We start from the raw sequence: 21,538 nt of genomic DNA on the forward strand, positions 1-21,538 counted from the left end.
CGCGGCCGTCGGCTCAGGCGAGCTGCCGGCTGCCCGGGCCCAGCAGGCGGTACCAGCGGTACCCGTAGCCCTCGAGCGGCACCTCCGTGCGCGCACGCTCGTCGAGCTCGTGCTCGCCGTCCTGCAGCAGCTCGACGAGGCGGTGCCCCGCCCGCTCACGGTCGAGCCGGACGGGCACGGTCACGGGGTCGGCCGAGAGGTTGTGCAGCGTCAGGACGGCGCCGACGTCACCCTCGCTGAGGAGGGCGACGACGGTCGTGTGCGGCTGGTCGAGGACCCGCACCGGCGCCCAGCCGAGCTCGGGGCACTCGCGGTAGCGCCGGACGAGCAGGGAGATGAAGCTCAGGAGCGAGTCGGGGTCGCGGCGCTGGGCCCGCACGTTGACGTGCGCCGGGCCGTACCCGTCGCCGGTCACCGCTGCGGGCAGACGTGACGCGCGGGCGGGCGAGAAGCCGCCGTTGACGTCGTCGGACCACTGCATGGGGGTCCGCACCGCGAGCCGTCCGGGGACCTCGAGGTTCTCCCCCATCCCGATCTCCTCGCCGTAGAACAGGGTCGGGGTCCCGGGCAGGGAGAACAGCAGCGAGTACACGAGCCGGACCCGCCGGGGGTCCCCGTCGACCATCGGGGGCAGCCTCCGGCGCAGGCCGCGCCCGTAGAGCTGCATGTCGGGGTCGGGACCGAACGCCGCGAACACCTCCTGACGCTCGTCCTCGGACAGCTTGTCGAGCGTCAGCTCGTCGTGGTTGCGCACGAACGTCGCCCACTGGCAGTCCGCCGGGATCTCGGGGCGGTCCAGCAGCGCCTGGACCAGCGGCCCGGCGTCCTGGCGGGCGAGCGACAGGTACATCGTCTGCATCGCGATGAAGTCGAACATCATCGTCAGCTCGTCCCCGTCGCCCTCGCCGAAGAACAGGCGCTGCTGCTCGTGCGGCAGGTTGACCTCGCCGAGCAGGATGCCGCTGCCGTTGCGCCGGCCGAGGAAGGACCGGAGCGAGCGCAGGTAGTCGTGCGGGTCGCCGAGCGCCTCGACCTGCTCGTCCCCCGCCCCGATCGTCTCGAGGAAGAACGGCACGGCGTCGACCCGGAACCCGTCGAGCCCCAGCTCGAGCCAGTAGCCCATGACCTTGGCGATCTCGTCGCGCACCTTCGGGTTGGCGACGTTGAGGTCGGGCTGGTGCTTGTAGAAGCGGTGCAGGTAGTACTCGCCCGTCTTCTCGTCGAGCTCCCAGATGCTCTGCTCCTGGTCCGGGAAGACGACCTCCTTCGACGTGTCGGGCGGCGGGTCGCTGCGCCAGACGTAGAAGTCGCGGTACGGGCTGTCGGTGCTCGACCGTGCGGAGCGGAACCACGGGTGCTGGTCGGAGGTGTGGTTGACCACGATGTCGGCGATGACGCGCATGCCGCGGTCCTTGGCGGTGCGGATCAGCTCGACCAGGTCGCCGGGCGTGCCCAGCCGCGGGTCGACGCCGTAGAGGTCGGTGACGTCGTAGCCGTCGTCACGGTCGGTGGTCGGGTAGAACGGCATGAGCCACAGGCACGTCACGCCCAGCTCCGCCAGGTGGTCGATGCGCTGGGCGAGCCCCTGGAAGTCGCCGGTCCCGTCGCCGTCCCAGTCGAGGTACGTCTCGACGTCGAGGCAGTAGATGACCGCGTTCTTCCACCACAGGTCGCTCGTGTCGGTGATCCTCATCGCGCGGCCCTGAGCTGCGGCAGCACGCGCTCGCCGAAGGCGTCGACGAACGCCTCCTGCTCGGTGCCGACGTGGTGGAGGTAGACCTCGTCGAACCCGATCGCGGCGAGCTCGGCGATCCACGCGGTCTGCTGGCCGAGGTCGGACGAGACGAGCACGGCCCGGTGGACGTCCTCGGGACGCACGTGAGACGAGGCGACGTCGAAGTGCTCGGGCGTCGCGAGGTCCCAGCACACGGGCGGCGGGAAGACGTTGGAGCGCCACTGGTCGAACGCGATGCGCTCGGCCTCCGCCTGGTCCGGCGCCCAGGAGACGTGGACCTGCAGCGCGAGCGGGCCGCGCCCGCCCTCGGACCGGTAGGCGTCGACGATCTCGCGCAGCACGTCGTGGGGCTGGTTGATGGTGATGAGCCCGTCCGCCCAGGTGGCGGCGCGCCGCGCGGTCCCGACCGTCACGGCCGGGCCGATGAGGGCCGGCGGCTCCTCGGGCAGGGTCCAGATGCGCGCGCGGTCCACCGTGACGAGGCCGTGGTGGGTGACCTCCTCGCCCGCGAGCAGGCGCCGGATGACGCCCACGGTCTCGACGAGCCTGTCGTCGCGGACCTCCTTGACGGGCCACGGGTCCCCGGTGATGTGCTCGTTCGCGTTCTCCCCCGAGCCGAGCGCCGCCCAGAACCGTCCCGGGAACATCGCGGCGAGCGTGGCGGCCGCCTGCGCGACGATCGCGGGGTGGTAGCGCTGGCCGGGCGCGTTGACGACGCCGAACCGGAGGGACGTCGTCGCCAGCGCGGCGCCCAGCCAGGACCACGCGAAGCCCGAGTGGCCCTGCCGGGCGCTCCACGGCGCGAAGTGGTCCGAGCACATCGCGGCGTCGAACCCCGCCTGCTCGGCCTGCTGGACGGCGCGCAGCAGCGCGGCAGGGTGCACCTGCTCGTGGGACGCGTGGAATCCGATCGTGGTCACGCGTCGTGTCTACCGTCCCGCGCGCGGCCCCGCGCGTCGGCGGCCCGGACTGCGGGCCGTGCGGCCCGGTGCCAGACTCTCCAGGCGTGAGCACCCCGACGCAGAACGCGAGCAGCAGCCGCCCCCACCGCGCAGCGCGCCTCGAGGACCGCTTCAACCGGTTCCTCACGGCCCGCCTGTCCGACCGCGGCTGGGTCCCGCGCGTCGAGCCGTACACCGGCTACGGCGCCCCGGGATGGGTCCGCGTCATGGCCCGCACCCTGCTCGCACCGCCCGGGACGACGGAGGGCGAGGCCACCGAGCGCGACGCCGAGTCCCGCCAGCGGACCGTGCGGGGCTGGCGCTCGTTCGTCACCGCCCAGGTGCCGGACGCGCAGGTCGAGGTGCGCGCGGGGAGCCGGACGCACACCCTGCGGTCGGACCGCGGCGGCTACGTCGACGCGGTCGTCGAGTCCGACCTGCCGCCCGGCTGGCACCAGATCGAGGTGCGCATCGCCGACCGGTCGATCACGGCGCCGGTCCTCGTCGTCGGTCCCGAGCAGACCACCGCGATGGTGAGCGACATCGACGACACCGTCATGGTCACCGCGCTCCCGCGGCCGCTGCTCGCGGCGTACAACGCGATGGTGCTGCACGAGAACGCGCGCCGCGTGGTGCCGGGCATGGCCGCGCTCTACCGCCGCTGGGGAGCGGCGAACCCGGGCGCGCCGACGTTCTACCTCTCCACGGGGGCGTGGAACGTGGCGCCCGCGCTCCGCCGCTTCCTCGCGCGCCACGGCTACCCGGCCGGCCCGCTCCTGCTCACGGACTGGGGCCCGACCAACACCGGCTGGTTCCGCAGCGGGCAGCAGCACAAGCGCGACACCCTGCGGCGGCTGCTCACCGAGCTCCCCCAGATCCACTGGGTGCTCGTCGGCGACGACGGCCAGCACGACCCGCAGATCTACGGCGACCTCGCCGCCGAGCACCCGGACCGCGTCTCGCTCGTCGCGATCCGCCAGCTGACGCCCGCCGAGCAGGTGCTCGCGCACGGCACCCCGGCGCCCGCCGAGGACGACGCCGGTGCGCAGCGCGCGGTGTCGCCCCTCGTGGTGCACGGCGGGGACGGCAACGAGCTCGCCCTGCGCCTCATCGACGCGGGCGTGCTCTGAGCCCTCTCAGCGGTTGAGCTCCTCGGCGAGGGCCGCGGCGAACGCGTCGACGGCGGCCTCGGTCGTGTCGAACGCGCACATCCAGCGCACCTCGCCCGCGGCGGCGTCCCAGTCGTAGAAACGGAAGCGCGCGCGCAGCCGGTCGGCGACGCCGGCCGGGAGCGCCGCGAACACCGCGTTGGCCTGGACCTCCTGGACGACGCGCACCCCGGGCAGGGGCGCGACGGCGTCGCGCAGGCGCAGCGCCATGGCGTTCGCGTGCCGCGCCGAGCGCAGCCACAGGTCCCCCTCGAGCAGGGCGAGGAGCTGCACCGACAGGAAGCGCATCTTCGACCCGAGCTGCATGTTCATCTTGCGCAGGTAGGGCAGGCCCTCGGACGCGCCGGGGTCGAGCACGATAACGGCCTCCGCCCCGAGCAGGCCGTTCTTCGTCCCCCCGAACGAGAGCACGTCGACGCCCGCGTCGGACGTGAAGGCGCGCAGCGGGACGTCCAGCGTCGCGGCCGCGTTCGCGAGGCGCGCGCCGTCCATGTGCAGCCGCATGCCGCGTGCGTGCGCGTGGTCGGCGAGGGCCCGGACCTCGTCGGGCGTGTAGCAGGTGCCGAGCTCGGTGGTCTGGGTGATCGACACGACGAGCGGCTGCGCGCGGTGCTCGTCGCCCCAGCCCCACGCCTGGTGGTCGACGAGGTCGGGCGTGAGCTTGGCGTCGGGGGTCGGCACGGTGAGGAGCTTGATCCCCGCGACGCGCTCGGGCGCGCCGTTCTCGTCGGTGTGGATGTGGGCGTTCTCGGTGCACACGACGGCGCCCCACGGCGGGAGCATCGACTGCAGCGAGAGCACGTTGGCGCCCGTGCCGTTGAACACGGGGAACACCGCGACCTCGCGGCCGAACTGCTCGGCGAGCACCTCGTGCAGGCGGGCGGTGTAGACGTCCTCGCCGTAGGAGACCTGGTGCCCCCCGTTCGCGGCCGCGAGGGCCTCGAGGACCTCGGGGTGGACGCCCGCGTAGTTGTCGGACGCGAAGCTGGTGCGGGCAGGGTCGTGCAGGCGGTACGGGCTGGTCACGCGGAGGATCCTCTCATCGCGGCGCGCGGGTCGACGGGCGGCGGTGGCGGCGGGGCGGGGTGGCTCAGGTCTGGGTGGGCGTGCGGCCCGTGATGCCGGCCGTCGAGGCGACGACGTCGCCGATCCGCCGCGTCAGGGCCTCGTAGAACATCGACAGCGGGAACTCGTCCGGCAGCACCGCGTCCGTCAGCCCCTTGAGCGGGCCGTCGAGCGGCAGCGCGTCCGGGCCCTTCGCCCAGGTCGACGCCGGGTGGGGCGTGAGCGTGCCCGAGACGAGCGCGTACGCCGCGAGCCAGTGCGCGATCTTCGGCCGGTCGATGGAGCGCCAGTAGAGGTCCTCGATCTGCCGCCCGAGCGCGAGCACCGCCTCGGGGAGGGCCTCCCAGTCGATCGTCAGCCGGTTGTCCGTCCAGTGGAGGACGTGGTGCTGGTGCAGCCACGCGAACAGCAGCTGGCCGCCGAGCCCGTCGTAGTTGCGCACCCGGCTGCCCGTGATCGCGAACCGGAAGACGCGGTCGAAGACGACGGCGTACTGGACGAGCCGCGCGTGCGGCACCGTGTCCTCGAGCGCGACGGCCTCGCGGAACGCCACGAGGTCGCAGCGCAGCTCCTCGAGCGCGTAGAGGAAGTACGGCATGCGCTGCTTGATCATGAACGGGTCGAACGGCAGGTCGCCGCGCATGTGCGTCCGGTCGTGGATGAGGTCCCACATGACGAACGTCTCCTCGGCGAGCCGCTGGTCGTCGAGCAGGCGCGCGGCGTCCGGCGGGAGGGCGAGCCGTGTGGTGCCGGCCGCCGCCCGCACCACACGCCGGAAGCGCGCCGCCTCGCGGTCCGCGAAGATGGCGCCCCACGTGAACGTGGGCAGCGCGCGCATCGCGACCGTCTCGGGGAAGAGCACCGCCGAGTTGGTGTCGTACCCCGCCGTGAAGTCCACGAACCGGATGGGGACGAACATCGCGTTCGAGTACGCGCCGGCCTGGAGCTCGGCGACGAAGTCGGGCCACACGACCTCGACGAGCACCGCCTCGAGGTGCCGGTCCGGGCTGCCGTTCTGCGTGTACATCGGGAAGACGACGAGGTGCTGGAGCCCGTCGACCCGGTCGCGCTGCGGCTGGAACGCCACGAGGGAGTCGAGGAAGTCGGGCACGCCGAGGCCGCCGTCGGCCCAGCGCGCCAGGTCCGTGTCGAGCGCCGCGAGGTACGCGTCGTCGTGGGGGAACAGGGGGCGCAGCTCGGCCACCGCCGCGCGCACGTCGGCGACCGCGTCCCGCGCCGGCGCGCGGTCCGCCTCTTCCGGGACCGAGCCGTCGGCCGCCTGGAGCGGCTGGAGGCGCCCGACGGCGTCCTTGAGCCGCGACCAGGCCGGGTGGCCGACCGCGTCGCCGGCGGGGCCGGCGGACGCCGCGTCGGGGGCGACCGCGGGCGTGCACCACGCCACGAGGTTGCGGCGCAGCTCGGACGCGGCCCGGCCGGGCGTGAGGTCGACGGCCACCACCGCGACGCGGCCCGCGGTACCCGCGCCGAGCGCCCCGACCACCGCGCCCGACGCCGTCCGGACCAGCGGGGCCGCACCGTCGCGGACGTCCAGCCGGGCGCCGGCGGTGCCCTCGAGGTCGCTGACGCGCGCGCCCAGGTCCTCGTCGGTGAGGGCCGCGGGGCCGGACGGGTCGACCGCGAGCGGGCCCGGCTCCGTCTCGGCGGGGACGACGTCGATGCCGCGCGTGCGCAGGAGCTCCGTCACACCGGTGTCCCACGGCCCGGCCCCGAGGACCACCAGACCCGTGCCCGGGCGGAGCGCGGCCAGCCGCTCCGCGGCTCCCGCCTCCCCCGGCACCAGCACGACCACGCCCGGGTCCTCGCCCACCGGCGGCGGCACGGGGACGGTGCTGACCTGGGCGGACGGGCTCGACATGGGGCTCCTTCACCGTGGGACGGAAGTTACTGCACGGTACGGTTCGCCCTCGGACCCGGTCAACGACCCGGCGCGGTGCGTACAGTTCTCCGGGCGCAGCGCGCGCCCCCTGCCGACCGAGGACCGCCTGTGCCCCCCACCCTGCCCACGCCCGTGCCCCGCGACGTCGCGCCGGACGTCCCCGAGGGCGAGCCCACCGCCGTCCCCGGGGACGCGGCCGCGTCCGACGTCGCCGGCGCCCGCATCGACCCGGACGCGCTCGCCGCGTGCCTCGACGTGCTCGCGCAGGCCGAGCGCCTGCCCGAGGACCACCCCGACGCGCTCACGCTGCGCCGCGCGACCGCGAGGCTCTTCAAGGCCGTGAAGAAGCAGCGGCGGCTCGACCGGCGCGCCACGGTGAGCGCGGCCGACGCGGCCGTCGTCGCCGCGACGGCCACCGGGAGCCCGCGGCGCATCGACGACGAGACCGCGGGCCTCCCGCTCGTCTCGACCGTGCGCGGCGCGAGCGCGGGTGACCTGCTGCGTCCCCGCGCGTGCTACATCTGCAAGGACCTGTACACCCGGGTCGACGCCTTCTACCACCAGCTGTGCCCCGCGTGCGCCGAGCTCAACCACGCCAAGCGGGACGCCCGCACGGACCTCACCGGCCGGCGCGCGCTCCTCACCGGGGGCCGCGCGAAGATCGGCATGTACATCGCGCTGCGCCTGCTGCGCGACGGCGCGCACACGACCGTGACGACGCGCTTCCCGCGCGACGCCGTGCGCCGCTTCACGTCGATGCCGGACTCGGCCGACTGGCTCGACCGCCTCACGGTCGTGGGCATCGACCTGCGCGACCCGGCGCAGGTCGTCGCGCTCGCCGACGAGGTCGCCGCGGCGGGCCCCCTCGACGTGCTCATCAACAACGCGGCCCAGACGGTCCGCCGCTCGCCGGGTGCCTACGCCCCGCTCGCCGAGGCCGAGAGCGCCCCGCTGCCCGACGGCCCGCTCCCCCACCTCGTGACGTTCGAGCACGCGAGCGACGCCCACCCCGCCGCGCTGGTCAGCTCGGTCGGCACGACGGCGGTCGCCCACCACGACGACGACGTCGCGGGCGTCCTCTCCGCCGCCGGCCGCCTCACCGCCGAGGCGCTGCGCGGCGGCTCGACCTCGCTCGCGCGGCTCGCGCGGGGGGACGCCATCGACGCGGGCGGCCTGCTCCCCGACCTCCACGAGACCAACAGCTGGGTCGCGACCGTGGACCAGGTCGACCCGCTCGAGATGCTCGAGGTCCAGCTCTGCAACGAGACCGCGCCCTTCATCCTCATCAGCCGCCTGCGCGCGTCGCTCGCGGCGTCCCCCGCGCGGCGGACCTACGTGGTCAACGTCTCCGCCATGGAGGGCGTCTTCTCGCGCGGGTACAAGGGGCCCGGCCACCCGCACACCAACATGGCCAAGGCCGCCGTCAACATGCTCACCCGGACCAGCTCGGCCGAGCTGCTGCGCGACGGCATCCTCATGACCAGCGTCGACACGGGGTGGATCACGGACGAGCGGCCCCACCCCACCAAGGTGCGGCTCGCCGAGGAGGGCTTCCACGCGCCGCTGGACCTGGTCGACGGCGCCGCGCGCGTGTACGACCCGATCGTCCGGGGCGAGGCGGGCGAGGACGTCCACGGCGTGTTCCTCAAGGACTACAAGCCCGCGGGCTGGTGACCGAGCGCACCAGTCGCAGACCTTGTCCCGCCTCGGGTCCCGGGGGTGGCGAGCGTCACGCCCGCCTCCCGGGACGCGTCCGGCGGGCGCCCGGTAGGCTGGAGGGCATTCCCCAGGAGCACGTCGCCCTTCCCTGTGTGTGACCGCCGGACGCCGGCGGCTGTGTGCAGCCGGTCTCGCAGGCCGGCCGATCGAGAGTTCGGGACAGCGACGCACGGCAGCACCGACCCCGGTCCTGCCCCGCCTGGCCCACCTCGACCGATGCGGACACCGTGACCACGACTGCCTCCTCCCTGCCCTCTGCCCCCACCTCGACCGAGCGCGAGCTCGACCTCGTCGACCTGGGGCTCCCCGAGCCGATCCTTCGCGCCGTGCTCGACCTCGGCTTCACGCGCCCGACGCCGATCCAGCAGGCCGCCATCCCGGCGCTGCTGGGCGGCCGCGACATCACGGGTGTCGCCCAGACGGGCACCGGCAAGACGGCCGCCTTCGGCCTCCCGCTGCTCGCCGCCGTCGACCCGGGCCTCGGCCAGGTCCAGGCGGTCGTCCTCACCCCGACGCGCGAGCTCGCGATGCAGGTGGCCGAGGCGCTCGAGTCGTTCGCCCGGCACCTGGCGGGAGTGAGCGTCGTCGCGGTCTACGGCGGCTCGCCCTTCCTGCCGCAGCAGCGCGCGCTGGCACGCGGCGCGCAGATCGTCGTCGGCACGCCCGGCCGCGTCATCGACCACCTCGAGCGGCGCACCCTGCGCCTCGACGCCGTGCGGTTCCTCGTCCTCGACGAGGCGGACGAGATGCTCCGCATGGGCTTCGCCGAGGACGTCGAGAAGATCTTCTCCTTCGCCCCCGCGCAGCGTCAGGTCGCCCTGTTCTCCGCGACCATGCCGCCGCCGATCGTGCGCGTCGCGAACGAGCACCTCAAGGACCCCGTGCAGATCGCGACGTCGCGCCAGGCGTCGACGGTCGCGAACGTGCGGCAGACCTTCGCCGTCGTGCCCTTCCGGCACAAGATCGGTGCGCTCGCGCGGGTCCTCGCGACGTCCGACGCCGACGCCGCGATCGTCTTCACGCGCACGCGCGGCGCCGCCGAGGAGGTCGGGGTCGCGCTCGCCGAGCGCGGGATCTCCGCCGCGACCATCTCGGGCGACGTCGCGCAGAAGGACCGCGAGAAGCTCGTCGAGCGCCTGCGCGCGGGGACGCTCGACGTGCTCGTCGCGACCGACGTCGCGGCGCGCGGCCTCGACGTCGAGCGGATCGGCCTCGTCGTCAACTTCGACGTGCCCACCGAGCCCGAGGCCTACGTCCACCGCATCGGCCGGACGGGCCGCGCGGGCCGCACCGGCACCGCGCTCACCTTCGTCACGCCCAACGAGCAGGGCCGCCTGCGGGCGATCGAGCGCACGACGCGCCAGCGCCTCGAGGAGATCACCGTCCCCTCGCCGGCTGACGTGTCGGCGCACCGCGTCACGGCGCTGCTCGCGCGCACGGACCTCCGCCGCGAGGCGGGTCGCCTCGACATGTACCGCGCGGCGGTCGCCGAGTTCCTCGCGACGTCCCCGATGGACGCCGCCGAGCTCGCGGCCGTGCTCGCGTCGCTCGCCGTGGGCGACGAGGGCCCGCAGCCGAGCGACGAGGTCGAGGTGACGCCGCTGCAGCGCGCCCGCGGTGCCGCGTCGGACGACGACGGCCGCATCTCCTTCACCAGCGAGGAGCGCGCCCGCACGGCGGCGCGGCGTCCGACGCGCGGCACCCGCTACCGCGTCGCCGTCGGCCACACGCACGGCGCGCGCCCGGAGGCCATCGTCGGCGCCCTCACGGGCGAGGGCGGGCTGAGCGGGAAGGACCTCGGCAAGATCGACATCTTCGCGAGCTTCAGCCTCGTCGAGATCGACGCCGAGCTCTCGCCCGAGGCGTTCCGCCGGATCGGTGGCGCCCGCGTCGCGGGCCGTCCCCTGCGCATCAGCGTCGACGAGGGCCCGCGCGGGCACTCGGCGGCACGGGCGACGGCGCACCCCGGCACGCGCCACCCCGCCCCCAAGCGCGACGGCGCGCGCCGCCCGGCAGCCCGGGCGCCGCGCCCCTGACGGGTCGGCGTCGGCCGCGTCGGCCTCAGAGGCCGGCGGGGGCTCCTCCGCGCTCGGCGAGCATCTGCTCGAGGAGCTGGATCTCGGCCTGCTGCGACGCGACGACCGCCTCGGCGAGCCGGCGCACCTGCGGCTGGTCGGCGTCGCCCACAGCGAGCTCAGCCATCTCCACGCCGCCCTCGTGGTGCGGGATCATGAGTGCGAGGTAGAGCCGGTCGGCCTCCTCGCCCTCGGCGGTCGCCAGGCGCTGCATCTGCGCCTCGGTCGCGAGGCCCGGCATCGTGTGCGGGTGCTCCTCGTCGGTCGCCGCCGCGCCGGCGTCTCCGTGCCCGTGCTCGGCCCACGCCATGGGCTCGGCCGACGACGTCGGGGTCAGTCCCCACGTGGCGAGCCAGCCGAACATCTGGCCGGCCTGGTGCTGCTGGGTGAGCAGGATGTCGAGCGCGAGCTGGCGCACGGCCGGGTCCTCGCTGCGGTCGCGCACGAGCACCGACATCTCGACCGCCTGCCCGTGGTGCACGGCCATGTCGCGCGCGAAGCCGGCGTCGACGGAGCCCTCCGCCGCGACCGCCGGGCGCAGCACGGTGCCGCCCGCGATGAGGCCGAGCGCGGCCCCGGCGGCCAGGGCCACGACGGCGACCGCGACGAGCACGGCGCGCGGTGCGGCGCGGCCGCGGAGCGGGGGCTCCGTGTCGGGCGGCGCCGCGACCGTGGTGCGCTCGCCGTCCTCGGCGAGGCCCGGCGCGCCGGTGCTCACGCGCCGATGCCGCCCGAGCAGGGCGCGCCCGGCTCGAGGGTCTGCGGACCCTGGAGGTACTTGAGCAGGAAGACGTCGAGCCGCTCGTCGTCGGCGGAGTCGAGCTCGAGCTGCACGCCCCACGCCGAGAGCGTCAGGGGCGCCGAGAGGTCGTCCCGGGGGCTCACCAGGAGGTAGCCCTCGCGCTCGGCGAGCTCCTGGAGCCGCGCGACGTCGGCCTCGGGAAGGTCGGGGCCGTAGGTCGCCCAGACCGCGCCGTGCTCGAGCGAGTGCACCGCGTACTCGTCGGTGACGGGCGCCGAGTAGAAGCCGCAGTTCTGCCAGGTCGGGTGGTGGTCCCCGCCGACGGGCGGCGTCTGCTCGTACTCGACGTCGGTCTCGACGTGCACGGCCGAGGCGACCTCCGTCTCGACCGCGCCGGCGATGGGCGCGTCGGCCGCGGCCTCGAGGGCGGACGTGCGGCGCTGCTCGCCGACGAGGAGCACCGCGGCGGGGACGATGAGCGCGAGGGCCACGACGACCGAGATGCCGATGATGAGCCACGTGCGGCGCTGGTCGGCGCGGCGCTGCTGCTCCTGGAGGGCGGCGAGCTGGGCGCGCCGGTCGTCCTTCGTCGATGCCTTGCTCACGTCACTCCTCGTCGCCGCGCGGTCGCGCGCGGGGGCTCCGGCGGCGCGCCGACGGCCGGCGCGCACCGCGGTCAGGGTACGTGACGCTCAGGCCGAGCCGGCGGCGCGGACCGCCAGCTGGCGCCGCTGCTCCTCGAGCACGAACCGGAAGAGCTCGTCGGTCTGGCGCTCGCTCGTGCCCACCAGGCGGCAGCCGAGCAGGGCGTCGCCGCCGAGCTCCTGCGCGCGGACGACCTCGAGCTCGAGGTCGAGCGGCGTGCGGGTCGCCTCGAACCGCACGGCGAGGTGCGCGCCCGGCTCGACGTCGGCGTGGCACCGCACGCGCATCCCGTGCGCGCTCACGTCGAGGACGACGGCGTCGATCGTCACCTCGGCCGGCTCGCCGTCCTCGTCCTGCCCGGCCGCGCGCAGCACCACCGCGATCGACGTCGGGACGCGCACGGCCGAGCGCAGCTGCACGGCGGCCTGGAGCGTGAGGCCCTCGAGCACGACGCGCCGTGCGACGACGGCACGGACACCGGCGTCGTACGTCAGCGTGCCGCGGCTCGGGCTGAGGATCTCGACCACGACGCGGTCGCCCTCGTCGAGCCACCCGCCCGCCTCGTGCTCGACGTCGATCGCGACGACGTCGCCGTCGTGCTCGCGCACGAAGCCCTGGGCGAGCAGCTCACCGCCGGGTGCGCGCACACGGCACGGGTCCAGCTCGAACGCCACCGGCCCTGCCTCTCGTGCACGCGCCGGGAGGCGCGCCAGCCGCGCCGCCCGTGTGGCCGTGATGCTAACCCGCGGCCGAGCCCGGCGGCCGTCGGCGCGGCACGTTCACCCCGCGGTTCACCCGGGGCCGCGCGGCGCGCCGTCAGTCGTGGCTGGCCTCCTCCGTGACGTCGCCCGCGGCGTGCCGTGCGAGCACGAACGCGAGGTCCGAGAGGCGGTTGAGGTACCGCAGCACGAGCGGGCTCACCCCGTGCCCCGCGTCCTGGGCCTGGACGACGTGCCGCTCGGCCCGGCGCACGACCGTGCGCGCGTGGTCGATCGCGGCCGACGTCGCCGTCGCGCCCGGCACGACGAAGACCGGCCGCAGCGGGCGCTCGCGCACCAGCTCGTCGATGAGCCGCTCGAGGAGGTCGAGGGTGTCCTGCGTCATCAGCGAGATGCCGGGCTTGAGGCGGTCCCGGTGCGCAGGGTTCGTGGCGAGGTCGGCCGCGGCGACGAACAGCTCGCGCTGACGGTCCAGCAGGAGGCGGGCGAGCCGCGGGTCGGCGCACGACGCGCGCGCGACGCCGAGCAGCGACACGGCCTCGTCGATGTCGCCGTAGGCGTCGACCAGCACGTCCGCCTTCGAGACCCGGCTGCCGAGGAAGAGCCCCGTGGTGCCGTCGTCGCCCGTCCTGGTGTAGATCCGCATCGCCCGAGGCTAGCGGCGACGCCGGGAGGGCGCCGAGGCGGTACGTTGTCCGCGCCGCCACCGGCGGCACGCATCACGTCCTGCAGCCAGGGGAAGCCGGTCCGAGTCCGGCGCTGACCCGCAACCGTAGGTCCGACGCTCCCGCGTCGGACGAGCCGGAGCACCTGGTGCAGGCCGAGCGGCTCCACCCGTCGAGGCCTACGGGACGGAGCCCGGTCGCCCACCGCGTGGGCGGTGCCGGGTCCGTCACGGACCACTCAGGAAGAGGCACCATGACCAGCGTCACCGACGCCACCGCCGTCCCCCGCCCGCACACGTCCGGCCGCGCGGTGCGCGCGCTCGGCGTCCTCGCCCTCACCCTCGGCGCCGCGTCCGCGCCGGCGGTCGCCCACGCGAGCGTCGGCGTCCCCGCTCCCGCCACGGTGCTCGCGGCGCCGTCGGGCCCGTGCACCGACCCCGAGGGCGTCACCGTGATCGTCGACAAGACGGACCTGGGCGGCGAGGTCGAGATGGGCTGCGCGACCGACGCGAGCACCGGGACCGCGGCGCTCCAGACGGCGGGCTTCGCCGACACGCGCGACGACGCGAACATGATCTGCGCGATCGACGCGCTGCCCGACCCCTGCCCCACCGAGTTCACGGGCTCCTACTGGTCCTACTGGACGGCCGAGCCGGGCGGCGCCTGGGAGATGGCGATGCTCGGCTCCGACGAGGCCGTCCCCGCGCCGGGCGGCGTCGAGGGCTGGCGCTACTCCGACGGGTCCGCCGGCCCGACGGTCGACGCACCCGCGGCACCCACCGAGGAGGCCGCCGACCAGGCGGCGACCTCGGGCGAGGCGGAGGACGTCGACGACGGCACGTCCGTCACGACCGCCGAGGAGGAGCCGCAGGCCGCCGCCGGGCCCTCGCCCGTGCTGCTCGCGGGCGTCGGCGTCGTCGCGGTCCTCGCGGTCGCCGCGGTCCTCGTCCAGCGTCGCCGCTCCGCGCACGGCCCCGCCGGCCAGGACTGACCGGGCCCGACGATGCACCCGCTCGCGTGGTGGGCGTGGGCCCTCGGGCTCGCGGTCGCCGCGACGCGTACGACGAACCCGGTCGTGGTCGGCCTCGTGCTGGCCGCGACCGTGCTCGTCGTCGTGGCCCGGCGCGAGGACGCCCCGTGGGCACGGGCCTTCCGGGGCTACCTCGCCCTCGCCGGGTGCATCGTCGTGCTGCGGGTGCTCTTCTACGTCGTGGTGGGGATCAAGGCGCCCGGCCCGGTGCTGCTCGACCTGCCCGCGGTGGACCTGCCGGCGTGGGCGGTGGGGGTCCAGCTGCTCGGACCCGTCACGCTCACGGGGCTGCTCACCGCGCTCTACGCCGGGCTGCGGCTCGCGACCCTCGTCGTGTGCTTCGGCGCGGCCAACGCGCTGGCGAACCCGCGGCGCGCCCTGCGGTCGCTCCCGGCGGCGCTGCACCAGGTCGGCACGGCCGTCGTCATCGCGGTGAGCGTGACGCCTGCCCTCGTCGCGTCGGCCGCGTCGGTGCGCCGGGCACGCCGTCTGCGCGGGCACGAGGCCCGCGGCCTCCGGTCGCTGGCGAGCACCGCCGTGCCCGTGCTCGCGGAGGCGCTCGACCGCGCCCTCGCCCTCGCGGCGTCGATGGACTCCCGCGGCTACGCGCGGGCGCTCCCGGGCCGCTCGGACCGGCGCGTGACGACCCTGCTCCTCGCCTCGCTCGTCGCCGCGGCGCTCGGCACCTACGGCCTGCTCGACGGGACCAGCCCGGCGTGGCTCGGCGCTCCCGTGCTCGCGCTGGGCGCCGCGGCCGCCGTCGGCGGCGGGGTGCTCGCCGGGCGCCAGGTGCGGCGCTCGCGCTACCGGCCGGACGCCTGGCGCACGCCCGAGACGGTGGTCGCCGCGTGCGGGCTGCTCGCCGCCGCGCTGCTGGTCGCCGCGACCGCGACGGACCCGTCGGCGCTCGACCCGTCGCTCCAGCCGCTCGGGTGGCCCTCGCTGCCGCCGGTGGCGCTCGTGAGCGCCCTGCTCGCAGCCGCCCCCGCGGTGCTCGCAACGGGGACGCCCCGGCCGAGGGCGGCCGGCGCGTGATCCGGCTCGAGGGCGTCACCGTCACCTACCCGGGCGCCGCGGCGCCCGCGCTGCGCGACGTCGACCTCGCCGTCGGCGAGGGCGAGCTGTGCCTGGTCGTCGGGCCGACGGGCGCGGGCAAGTCGACGCTGCTCCGGGCGGTGGCCTCGCTCGTGCCGCACTTCACGGGCGGCCTGCTCGAGGGCCGGGTCGTCGTCGACGGGCGGGACACGCGCACGCACCTCCCGCGCGACCTCGCGGACGTCGTCGGCGTGGTGGTCCAGGACCCCGCGTCGGGCTTCGTGACGGACACGGTCGAGGAGGAGCTCGCCTACGGCATGGAGCAGCTGGGCGTCCCGCCCGAGGTCATGCGCCGGCGCGTCGAGGAGGTGCTCGACCTGCTCGGGCTCGCGGCGCTCCGCGACCGGCCGCTCGCGGACCTGTCCGGCGGCGAGCAGCAGCGCGTCGCGATCGGCGCCGTCCTCACGAGCCACCCGCGCGTGCTGGTTCTCGACGAGCCGACGTCGGCGCTCGACCCGACCGCCGCCGAGGAGGTGCTCGCGGCGCTCACGCGGCTCGTGCACGACCTCGGGATGACCGTGCTGCTCGCCGAGCACCGGCTCGAGCGCGTCGTGCAGTACGCCGACCGGGTCGTCCTCGTCGCCGCCGACGGCACGGTCGTGCACGGGCGGCCGCAGGACGTGCTGCCCGGATCGGTCGTCGCTCCCCCGGTGGTCGAGCTCGCGCGCCTGGCCGGCTGGTCGCCCGTGCCGCTCTCGGTGCGCGACGCGCGTCGGCTGGCGGCGCCGCTGCGCGAGCGCGTCGTCGCGGCGGGTGCCGGGGCCGCCTCCGCCGCGCCACGCGCGTCCGCGACCGCCCCGCTGCTCGTCGCGTCGCGCCTCTCCGTGCGGCACGGCACGACGCGCGCCGTGCGCGAGGTGGACCTCGCCGTCCGGCCGGGCGAGGTCGTGGCGGTCATGGGCCGCAACGGCGCGGGCAAGTCGTCGCTCCTGTGGGCGCTGCAGGGCGCGGGGCCGCGCTCGGGCGGCACCGTCGCCATGCGCGACGACGAGGGACGCGCGGGCGGGGAGGTCGCCCCCACCGGGCTGCCCGGCGCGCTGGGCCGCGTGCTCCGCCGCGGCGCGCGGACGGCGCCCGGGACCGGGGGCCTGCCCGACCCGGCCGCGCTGAGCCCGGCGGACGCGCGGCGGCTGGTCGGGCTCGTGCCGCAGGACCCGGCCCAGCTGCTCTACCTCGAGACCGTCGCGGCGGAGTGCGCGGCCGCCGACCGTGAGTCCGGCGCCGAGCCGGGGACGACCGCCGCGCTCCTCGCGGGGCTCGCGGGCACGGTGCCCCCGCTCGCGCACCCGCGTGACCTGTCCGAGGGCCAGCGGCTCGCCCTCGTCCTCGCGGTCCAGCTCGCGGCGCGGCCCCGCGTGCTGCTGCTCGACGAGCCCACGCGGGGGCTCGACTACGCCGCCAAGGCACGGCTCGCGACCGCGCTGCGCGAGCACGCGGCGCGGGCGGGCGCCGTGCTGCTCTCGAGCCACGACGTCGAGTTCGTCGCGGAGGCGGCCACACGGGTGGTGGTCCTCGCCGCGGGCGAGGTCGTCACCGACGGCCCGGCGCGCGACGTCCTCGTGGCCTCCCCGACGTTCGCGCCTCAGGTCGCCAAGGTGCTCCACCCGGTCGAGCTGCTGACCGTCGCCGCCGTGGCGGCGGCGCTCGCGGTGCCCGCGTGACGACGCCGACGACCACGACGGTCACGGACCCGCGCGGCCCGCGGCCGACGCGCCGGGCGGACGTCACCGACGTCTCCGCGGTGCCCGTGGGCGCCCGGACCGTCGCAGCGCTCGTGCTCGCCGGGATCGCCGGGCTGCTCGCGTTCGGCTGGCCCCTCGTCGTGGCGCCGGGCAGCGGCCTCGAGCACGGGACCGACGCGCCGCTCGTGCTCGCGGGCGTGCTGGTCGCCGTCGTGGCCGTCGTGCTCGTCTCGCTCGGCGACGGCGGGCTCGACGTCAAGGCGGTCGCCGTGCTGGGCCTGCTCTCCGCGGTCGGGGCGGTGCTGCGGCCGTTGTCGGCGGGGACCGCCGGGGTCGAGCTCGTGTTCGTCGTCATCGTGCTCGGGGGGCGCGTGTTCGGCCCCGGGTTCGGCTTCGCCCTCGGCTCGACGACGATCCTGGCCTCGGCCGTGCTCACGGGCGGCGTCGGGCCGTGGATGCCGTTCCAGATGCTCGCGGCGTCGTGGGTGGGCCTCGGCGCGGGGCTGCTGCCCCGGCGCGTACGCGGGGCCGGGGAGGTCCTCGTCCTCGTGCTCTACGGCGCCGTCGCCGCCTTCGCGTTCGGCCTCGCGATGAACCTCTCCTTCTGGCCCTTCTCGGTCGGCAGCGGGACCGGGCTGTCGTTCGTCGCGGGCGACCCCGTCGGGGACAACCTCCGGCGGTTCGCGCTCTTCAGCGCCGCGACCTCGCTCGGCTGGGACGTCGGGCGTGCCGTGACGACGGGCGTCGTCCTCGCCGTCGTCGGCCGGCCCGCGCTCGTCGCGCTGCGCCGGACCGCGTCGCGCGCCGCCTTCGCGCCCGCGCGGACGCGACGGGTCCCGGCGCCTGAGCCCACCGTCCCCGGCGCCTGACCCCGCCGTCCCCGGCGCCCGACCCCACGTCCGCTTCGCGCGGTTCGTCCGGGGGCCGTGCGACACGCCGACGGACGTGACACGCCGGGCCGCGCGGCCGTGTCGGAGGTCACGACCATCATCGACAGCGCGCTGGCCTGCGACTTCGCCCAGGGCGTCCGGCCCGGGAACAAAGATCATGGTCTCGGCACTACATCTAGTGGTTCCACGGTTGTAAGTTAGGCACCTGTAGTGGTGAGAGGCCGGATCTGTGCACGAACCTGTGCACGGATCTGTGTAGATCCCGAGATCCCTGTGCACGGCCCGTGGCACGGCATGTGGATCGTCGGGCGCCGGCCGGCCCCGCCACCCACGACGCCGCTCCACCCGCAGGACCGAGCACGACGAGCACCACCCGCACGACGAGCACGACCCCCCGATCCACCCGCTGCACAGCACCGTCCCGCCCCACGCGTCACGCCCACCGGCCGCGCGACCGGCTGAAGGAGAAGTCATGACAGAGACGTCGGAGTCCACCGGCAAGGCGGGCGCCCGCGGCGCCCGCGCTCGCAAGCGCGGGCTCACCGTCGAGCGCGTGTTCACCACGCCCGGCGTGCACCCCTACGACGAGGTCGAGTGGGAGCGCCGCGACGTCGTCCAGACCAACTGGAAGTCGGGCGAGACGATCTTCGAGCAGAAGGGCGTCGAGTTCCCGAGCGCCTGGTCGCTCAACGCGACGACCATCGTCACGACGAAGTACTTCCGCGGCGCGGTCGGCAGCTCGGCGCGCGAGTGGAGCCTCAAGCAGCTCGTCGACCGGGTCGTGCTCACGTACACCAAGGCCGGGCGCGACTTCGGGTACTTCGCAACCGACGAGGACGCGACGGTCTTCGAGCACGAGCTGACGTGGATGCTCCTGCACCAGGTGTTCTCGTTCAACTCGCCGGTCTGGTTCAACGTCGGCACGCCGTCGCCGCAGCAGGTCAGCGCCTGCTTCATCCTCGCGGTCGACGACACGATGGACTCGATCCTCAACTGGTACCGCGAGGAGGGGATGATCTTCAAGGGAGGCTCGGGCGCGGGCCTCAACCTCTCGCGCATCCGCTCGTCGAAGGAGCTGCTCTCCTCGGGCGGCACCGCGAGCGGGCCGATCTCGTTCATGCGCGGCGCCGACGCGAGCGCGGGCACCATCAAGTCGGGCGGCGCCACGCGCCGCGCGGCCAAGATGGTCGTGCTCGACGTCGACCACCCCGACATCGAGGAGTTCGTCGAGACCAAGGCGCGCGAGGAGGACAAGATCCGCGCGCTGCGCGACGCGGGCTTCGACATGGACCTCGGCGGCCGCGACATCGTCTCGGTGCAGTACCAGAACGCCAACAACTCCGTGCGCGTCTCCGACGAGTTCATGCAGGCCGTCGAGGACGGCGGCTCGTTCGGGTTGCGCGCACGTCAGGACGGCCGCGTCATCGAGCAGGTCGACGCCAAGGGCCTGTTCCGCAAGATCGCCCAGGCCGCGTGGGAGTGCGCCGACCCGGGTCTCCAGTACGACTCGACGATCAACGACTGGCACACGAGCCCCGAGTCGGGCCGGATCACGGCGTCCAACCCCTGCTCGGAGTACATGCACCTCGACAACTCGTCGTGCAACCTCGCGTCGCTCAACCTCCTGAAGTTTCTCCGGGACGACGACACCTTCGACGTCGCGCGCTTCGAGAAGGCCGTCGAGCTCATCATCACGGCGATGGACATCTCGATCTGCTTCGCGGACTTCCCGACCGAGGCGATCGGCGAGACGACGCGCCGGTTCCGTCAGCTCGGCATCGGCTACGCCAACCTGGGCGCGCTGCTCATGGCGACGGGCCACGGCTACGACTCCGACGGCGGCCGTGCCCTGGCCGCGTCGATCACCTCGCTCATGACGGGCACGGCCTACAAGCGCTCGGCCGAGCTCGCCGGCGTCGTCGGCCCCTACGAGGGCTACCGCCTCAACGAGGCCGGTCACAAGCGCGTCATGCGCAAGCACGCCGCGGCGAACGACGACATCCGCACGCTCGGCTCGATGGACGCCGGCATCCTCGCCGCGGCCACGAAGGTCTGGGCCGAGGGCAACCGCATCGGCGAGGCGAACGGGTGGCGCAACGCGCAGGCCTCCGTCCTCGCACCCACGGGGACCATCGGCTTCATGATGGACTGCGACACCACGGGCGTGGAGCCGGACTTCTCGCTCGTGAAGTTCAAGAAGCTCGTCGGCGGCGGCTCGATGCAGATCGTCAACCAGACGATCCCGCGCGCGCTGCGCCGCATGGGCTACACGGAGGAGACGGTCGAGGCGATCGTCGAGTACATCGCCGAGCACGGCCACGTCGTCGACGCCCCCGGCCTGAGGACCGAGCACTACGAGGTCTTCGACTGCGCCATGGGCGAGCGGGCCATCTCCCCGATGGGGCACGTGCGGATGATGGCGGCGGTCCAGCCCTTCATCTCCGGCGCGATCTCCAAGACCGTCAACATGCCGGAGTCCGCGACCGTGGAGGAGATCGAGGAGATCTACTTCAAGTCCTGGAAGATGGGCATCAAGGCGCTCGCGATCTACCGCGACAACTGCAAGGTCGGCCAGCCCCTGTCGGACGCCAAGGCCAAGACGGCCGAGGCCCCGGTGGAGGTCGCGCCGGTGGTCGAGGCGGCGCCCGCGCGGGCGACCCGCAAGCGTCTCCCCCGCCAGCGCACGTCGCTCACGACGTCGTTCACGGTCGGCGGCGCGGACGGCTACATCACCGCGGGCTCGTACCCGGGTGACGGCCTCGGCGAGCTGTTCGTCAAGCTCGGCAAGCAGGGCTCGACCCTCGCCGGCGTGATGGACGCGTTCTCGATCGCGATCTCGGTCGCGCTGCAGTACGGCGTGCCGCTCGAGACGTACGTCCAGAAGTTCACCAACATGCGCTTCGAGCCGGCCGGCATGACGGACGACCCGGAGATCCGCATGGCGCAGTCGATGATGGACTACATCTTCCGCCGCCTGGCGCTGGACTACCTGCCGTTCGAGACGCGCGCCTCGCTCGGCATCTACACGACCGAGGAGCGCACGCGCCAGCTCGAGACGGGCTCGTACGAGCCCGCCCCGGCCGACGCGTACGAGACGGTCAGCGAGGTGCCGTCGGCCGCTGCGGAGGAGAAGCCGGCGCCGTCCACGCCCGCGGCCTCGACCCCCTCCGCCTCGGCCCCCGCGTCGGCCGCGCCGGCGCAGCACTCGGTCGCCACGGCGTCCGTGGCTCCCGCCCCGGTCACGGTGCACTCGTCGGCCGAGCTCATGGACCTCATCCAGGGCCGTGAGGCGGACGCGCCGCTGTGCATGAACTGCGGCATCAAGATGCGGCCCGCGGGCTCGTGCCACGTCTGCGAGGGCTGCGGCTCGACCAGCGGCTGCAGCTGACGCGGCGACGTCGCGCAGGCACGCCGGAGGGCGTCGACCCCAGGGTCGGCGCCCTCCGGCGCGTCCAGGACCGGGACCGCC

Annotated in this window: 16 protein-coding genes; 8 read left to right on the forward strand and 8 right to left on the reverse strand. The window is 75.0% G+C overall.

Features of this window, described 5'->3' with window-relative positions:
- Positions 1-13: 13 nt before the first annotated feature.
- Positions 14-1,693, reverse strand: a complete 1,680-nt coding sequence (locus JIG38_RS00215; protein ID WP_199421499.1) for an alpha-amylase family protein — start codon at positions 1,691-1,693, stop codon at positions 14-16.
- Entirely contained in the window at positions 1,690-2,655 is a 966-nt protein-coding gene (locus tag JIG38_RS00220) for a TIGR03885 family FMN-dependent LLM class oxidoreductase (RefSeq protein ID WP_199421500.1), read from the reverse strand. Before JIG38_RS00220 ends, JIG38_RS00215 begins: the two co-directional genes overlap by 4 nt.
- Before the next feature lie 86 nt (positions 2,656-2,741).
- On the opposite strand from JIG38_RS00220, the gene JIG38_RS00225 reads away from it, so the two are divergent.
- Positions 2,742-3,806 (forward strand): App1 family protein phosphatidate phosphatase, encoded by a 1,065-nt coding sequence (locus JIG38_RS00225; protein WP_307844379.1) that lies wholly within the window; start codon positions 2,742-2,744, stop codon positions 3,804-3,806.
- A gap of 6 nt (positions 3,807-3,812) precedes the next feature.
- Here the strand turns inward: JIG38_RS00225 and JIG38_RS00230 are convergent, their stop codons facing one another.
- Together JIG38_RS00230 and JIG38_RS00235 are read right to left on the reverse strand one after the other, a co-directional pair.
- Complete coding sequence (locus tag JIG38_RS00230; protein ID WP_307844380.1) at positions 3,813-4,871, reverse strand: threonine aldolase family protein; 1,059 nt, start codon at positions 4,869-4,871, stop codon at positions 3,813-3,815.
- A 64-nt stretch (positions 4,872-4,935) separates the two neighbouring features.
- A complete protein-coding gene (locus tag JIG38_RS00235; protein WP_372419695.1) occupies positions 4,936-6,312 on the reverse strand; it encodes a DUF6421 family protein in 1,377 nt (458 codons plus the stop codon).
- Between the two features lie 627 nt (positions 6,313-6,939).
- Here JIG38_RS00235 and JIG38_RS00240 point away from each other — a divergent pair.
- Complete coding sequence (locus JIG38_RS00240; protein WP_372419696.1) at positions 6,940-8,481, forward strand: SDR family NAD(P)-dependent oxidoreductase; 1,542 nt, start codon at positions 6,940-6,942, stop codon at positions 8,479-8,481.
- A 272-nt stretch (positions 8,482-8,753) separates the two neighbouring features.
- Entirely contained in the window at positions 8,754-10,562 is a 1,809-nt protein-coding gene (locus JIG38_RS00245; protein ID WP_199421503.1) for a DEAD/DEAH box helicase, read from the forward strand.
- Positions 10,563-10,587: 25 nt separating this feature from the next.
- On the opposite strand, the gene JIG38_RS00250 is transcribed toward JIG38_RS00245, so the two are convergent.
- The 4 genes from JIG38_RS00250 to JIG38_RS00265 form a co-directional block, all read right to left on the reverse strand.
- Entirely contained in the window at positions 10,588-11,319 is a 732-nt protein-coding gene (locus JIG38_RS00250; RefSeq protein ID WP_307844381.1) for a DUF305 domain-containing protein, read from the reverse strand.
- On the reverse strand, positions 11,316-11,948 hold the full coding sequence (locus tag JIG38_RS00255) for a thioredoxin-like domain-containing protein (RefSeq protein ID WP_199421504.1): 633 nt from the start codon (positions 11,946-11,948) through the stop codon (positions 11,316-11,318). Before JIG38_RS00255 ends, JIG38_RS00250 begins: the two co-directional genes overlap by 4 nt.
- An 87-nt stretch (positions 11,949-12,035) precedes the next feature.
- Positions 12,036-12,662: a flagellar brake protein gene (locus tag JIG38_RS20825; protein ID WP_199421505.1), complete on the reverse strand. Its 627-nt coding sequence runs from the start codon at positions 12,660-12,662 to the stop codon at positions 12,036-12,038.
- A 142-nt stretch (positions 12,663-12,804) separates the two neighbouring features.
- Positions 12,805-13,353 carry a cob(I)yrinic acid a,c-diamide adenosyltransferase gene (locus JIG38_RS00265; RefSeq protein WP_199421506.1) on the reverse strand — a complete coding sequence of 183 codons (549 nt, stop codon included), beginning with the start codon at positions 13,351-13,353 and terminating at the stop codon, positions 12,805-12,807.
- A 272-nt stretch (positions 13,354-13,625) separates the two neighbouring features.
- Here JIG38_RS00265 and JIG38_RS00270 point away from each other — a divergent pair, with 272 nt between their 5' ends.
- The 5 genes from JIG38_RS00270 to JIG38_RS00290 all read left to right on the forward strand — a co-directional run bounded on the left by JIG38_RS00270 (position 13,626) and on the right by JIG38_RS00290 (position 21,457).
- Positions 13,626-14,363: an SCO2322-related protein gene (locus JIG38_RS00270; protein WP_199421507.1), complete on the forward strand. Its 738-nt coding sequence runs from the start codon at positions 13,626-13,628 to the stop codon at positions 14,361-14,363.
- 12 nt (positions 14,364-14,375) lie between these two features.
- Positions 14,376-15,437: a CbiQ family ECF transporter T component gene (locus tag JIG38_RS00275; RefSeq protein WP_199421508.1), complete on the forward strand. Its 1,062-nt coding sequence runs from the start codon at positions 14,376-14,378 to the stop codon at positions 15,435-15,437.
- Positions 15,434-17,158, forward strand: coding sequence for an ABC transporter ATP-binding protein (locus JIG38_RS00280; RefSeq protein ID WP_199421509.1), 1,725 nt, complete (start codon positions 15,434-15,436; stop codon positions 17,156-17,158). Before JIG38_RS00275 ends, JIG38_RS00280 begins: the two co-directional genes overlap by 4 nt.
- Positions 17,155-18,048 carry an ECF transporter S component gene (locus JIG38_RS00285; protein ID WP_307844384.1) on the forward strand — a complete coding sequence of 298 codons (894 nt, stop codon included), beginning with the start codon at positions 17,155-17,157 and terminating at the stop codon, positions 18,046-18,048. Before JIG38_RS00280 ends, JIG38_RS00285 begins: the two co-directional genes overlap by 4 nt.
- Positions 18,049-18,541: 493 nt before the next feature.
- On the forward strand, positions 18,542-21,457 hold the full coding sequence (locus JIG38_RS00290) for a vitamin B12-dependent ribonucleotide reductase (RefSeq protein WP_199421510.1): 2,916 nt from the start codon (positions 18,542-18,544) through the stop codon (positions 21,455-21,457).
- Positions 21,458-21,538 lie beyond the last annotated feature (81 nt).

It is taken from the genome of Actinotalea solisilvae (genome assembly GCF_016464425.1).
Taxonomy (GTDB): domain Bacteria; phylum Actinomycetota; class Actinomycetes; order Actinomycetales; family Cellulomonadaceae; genus Actinotalea; species Actinotalea solisilvae.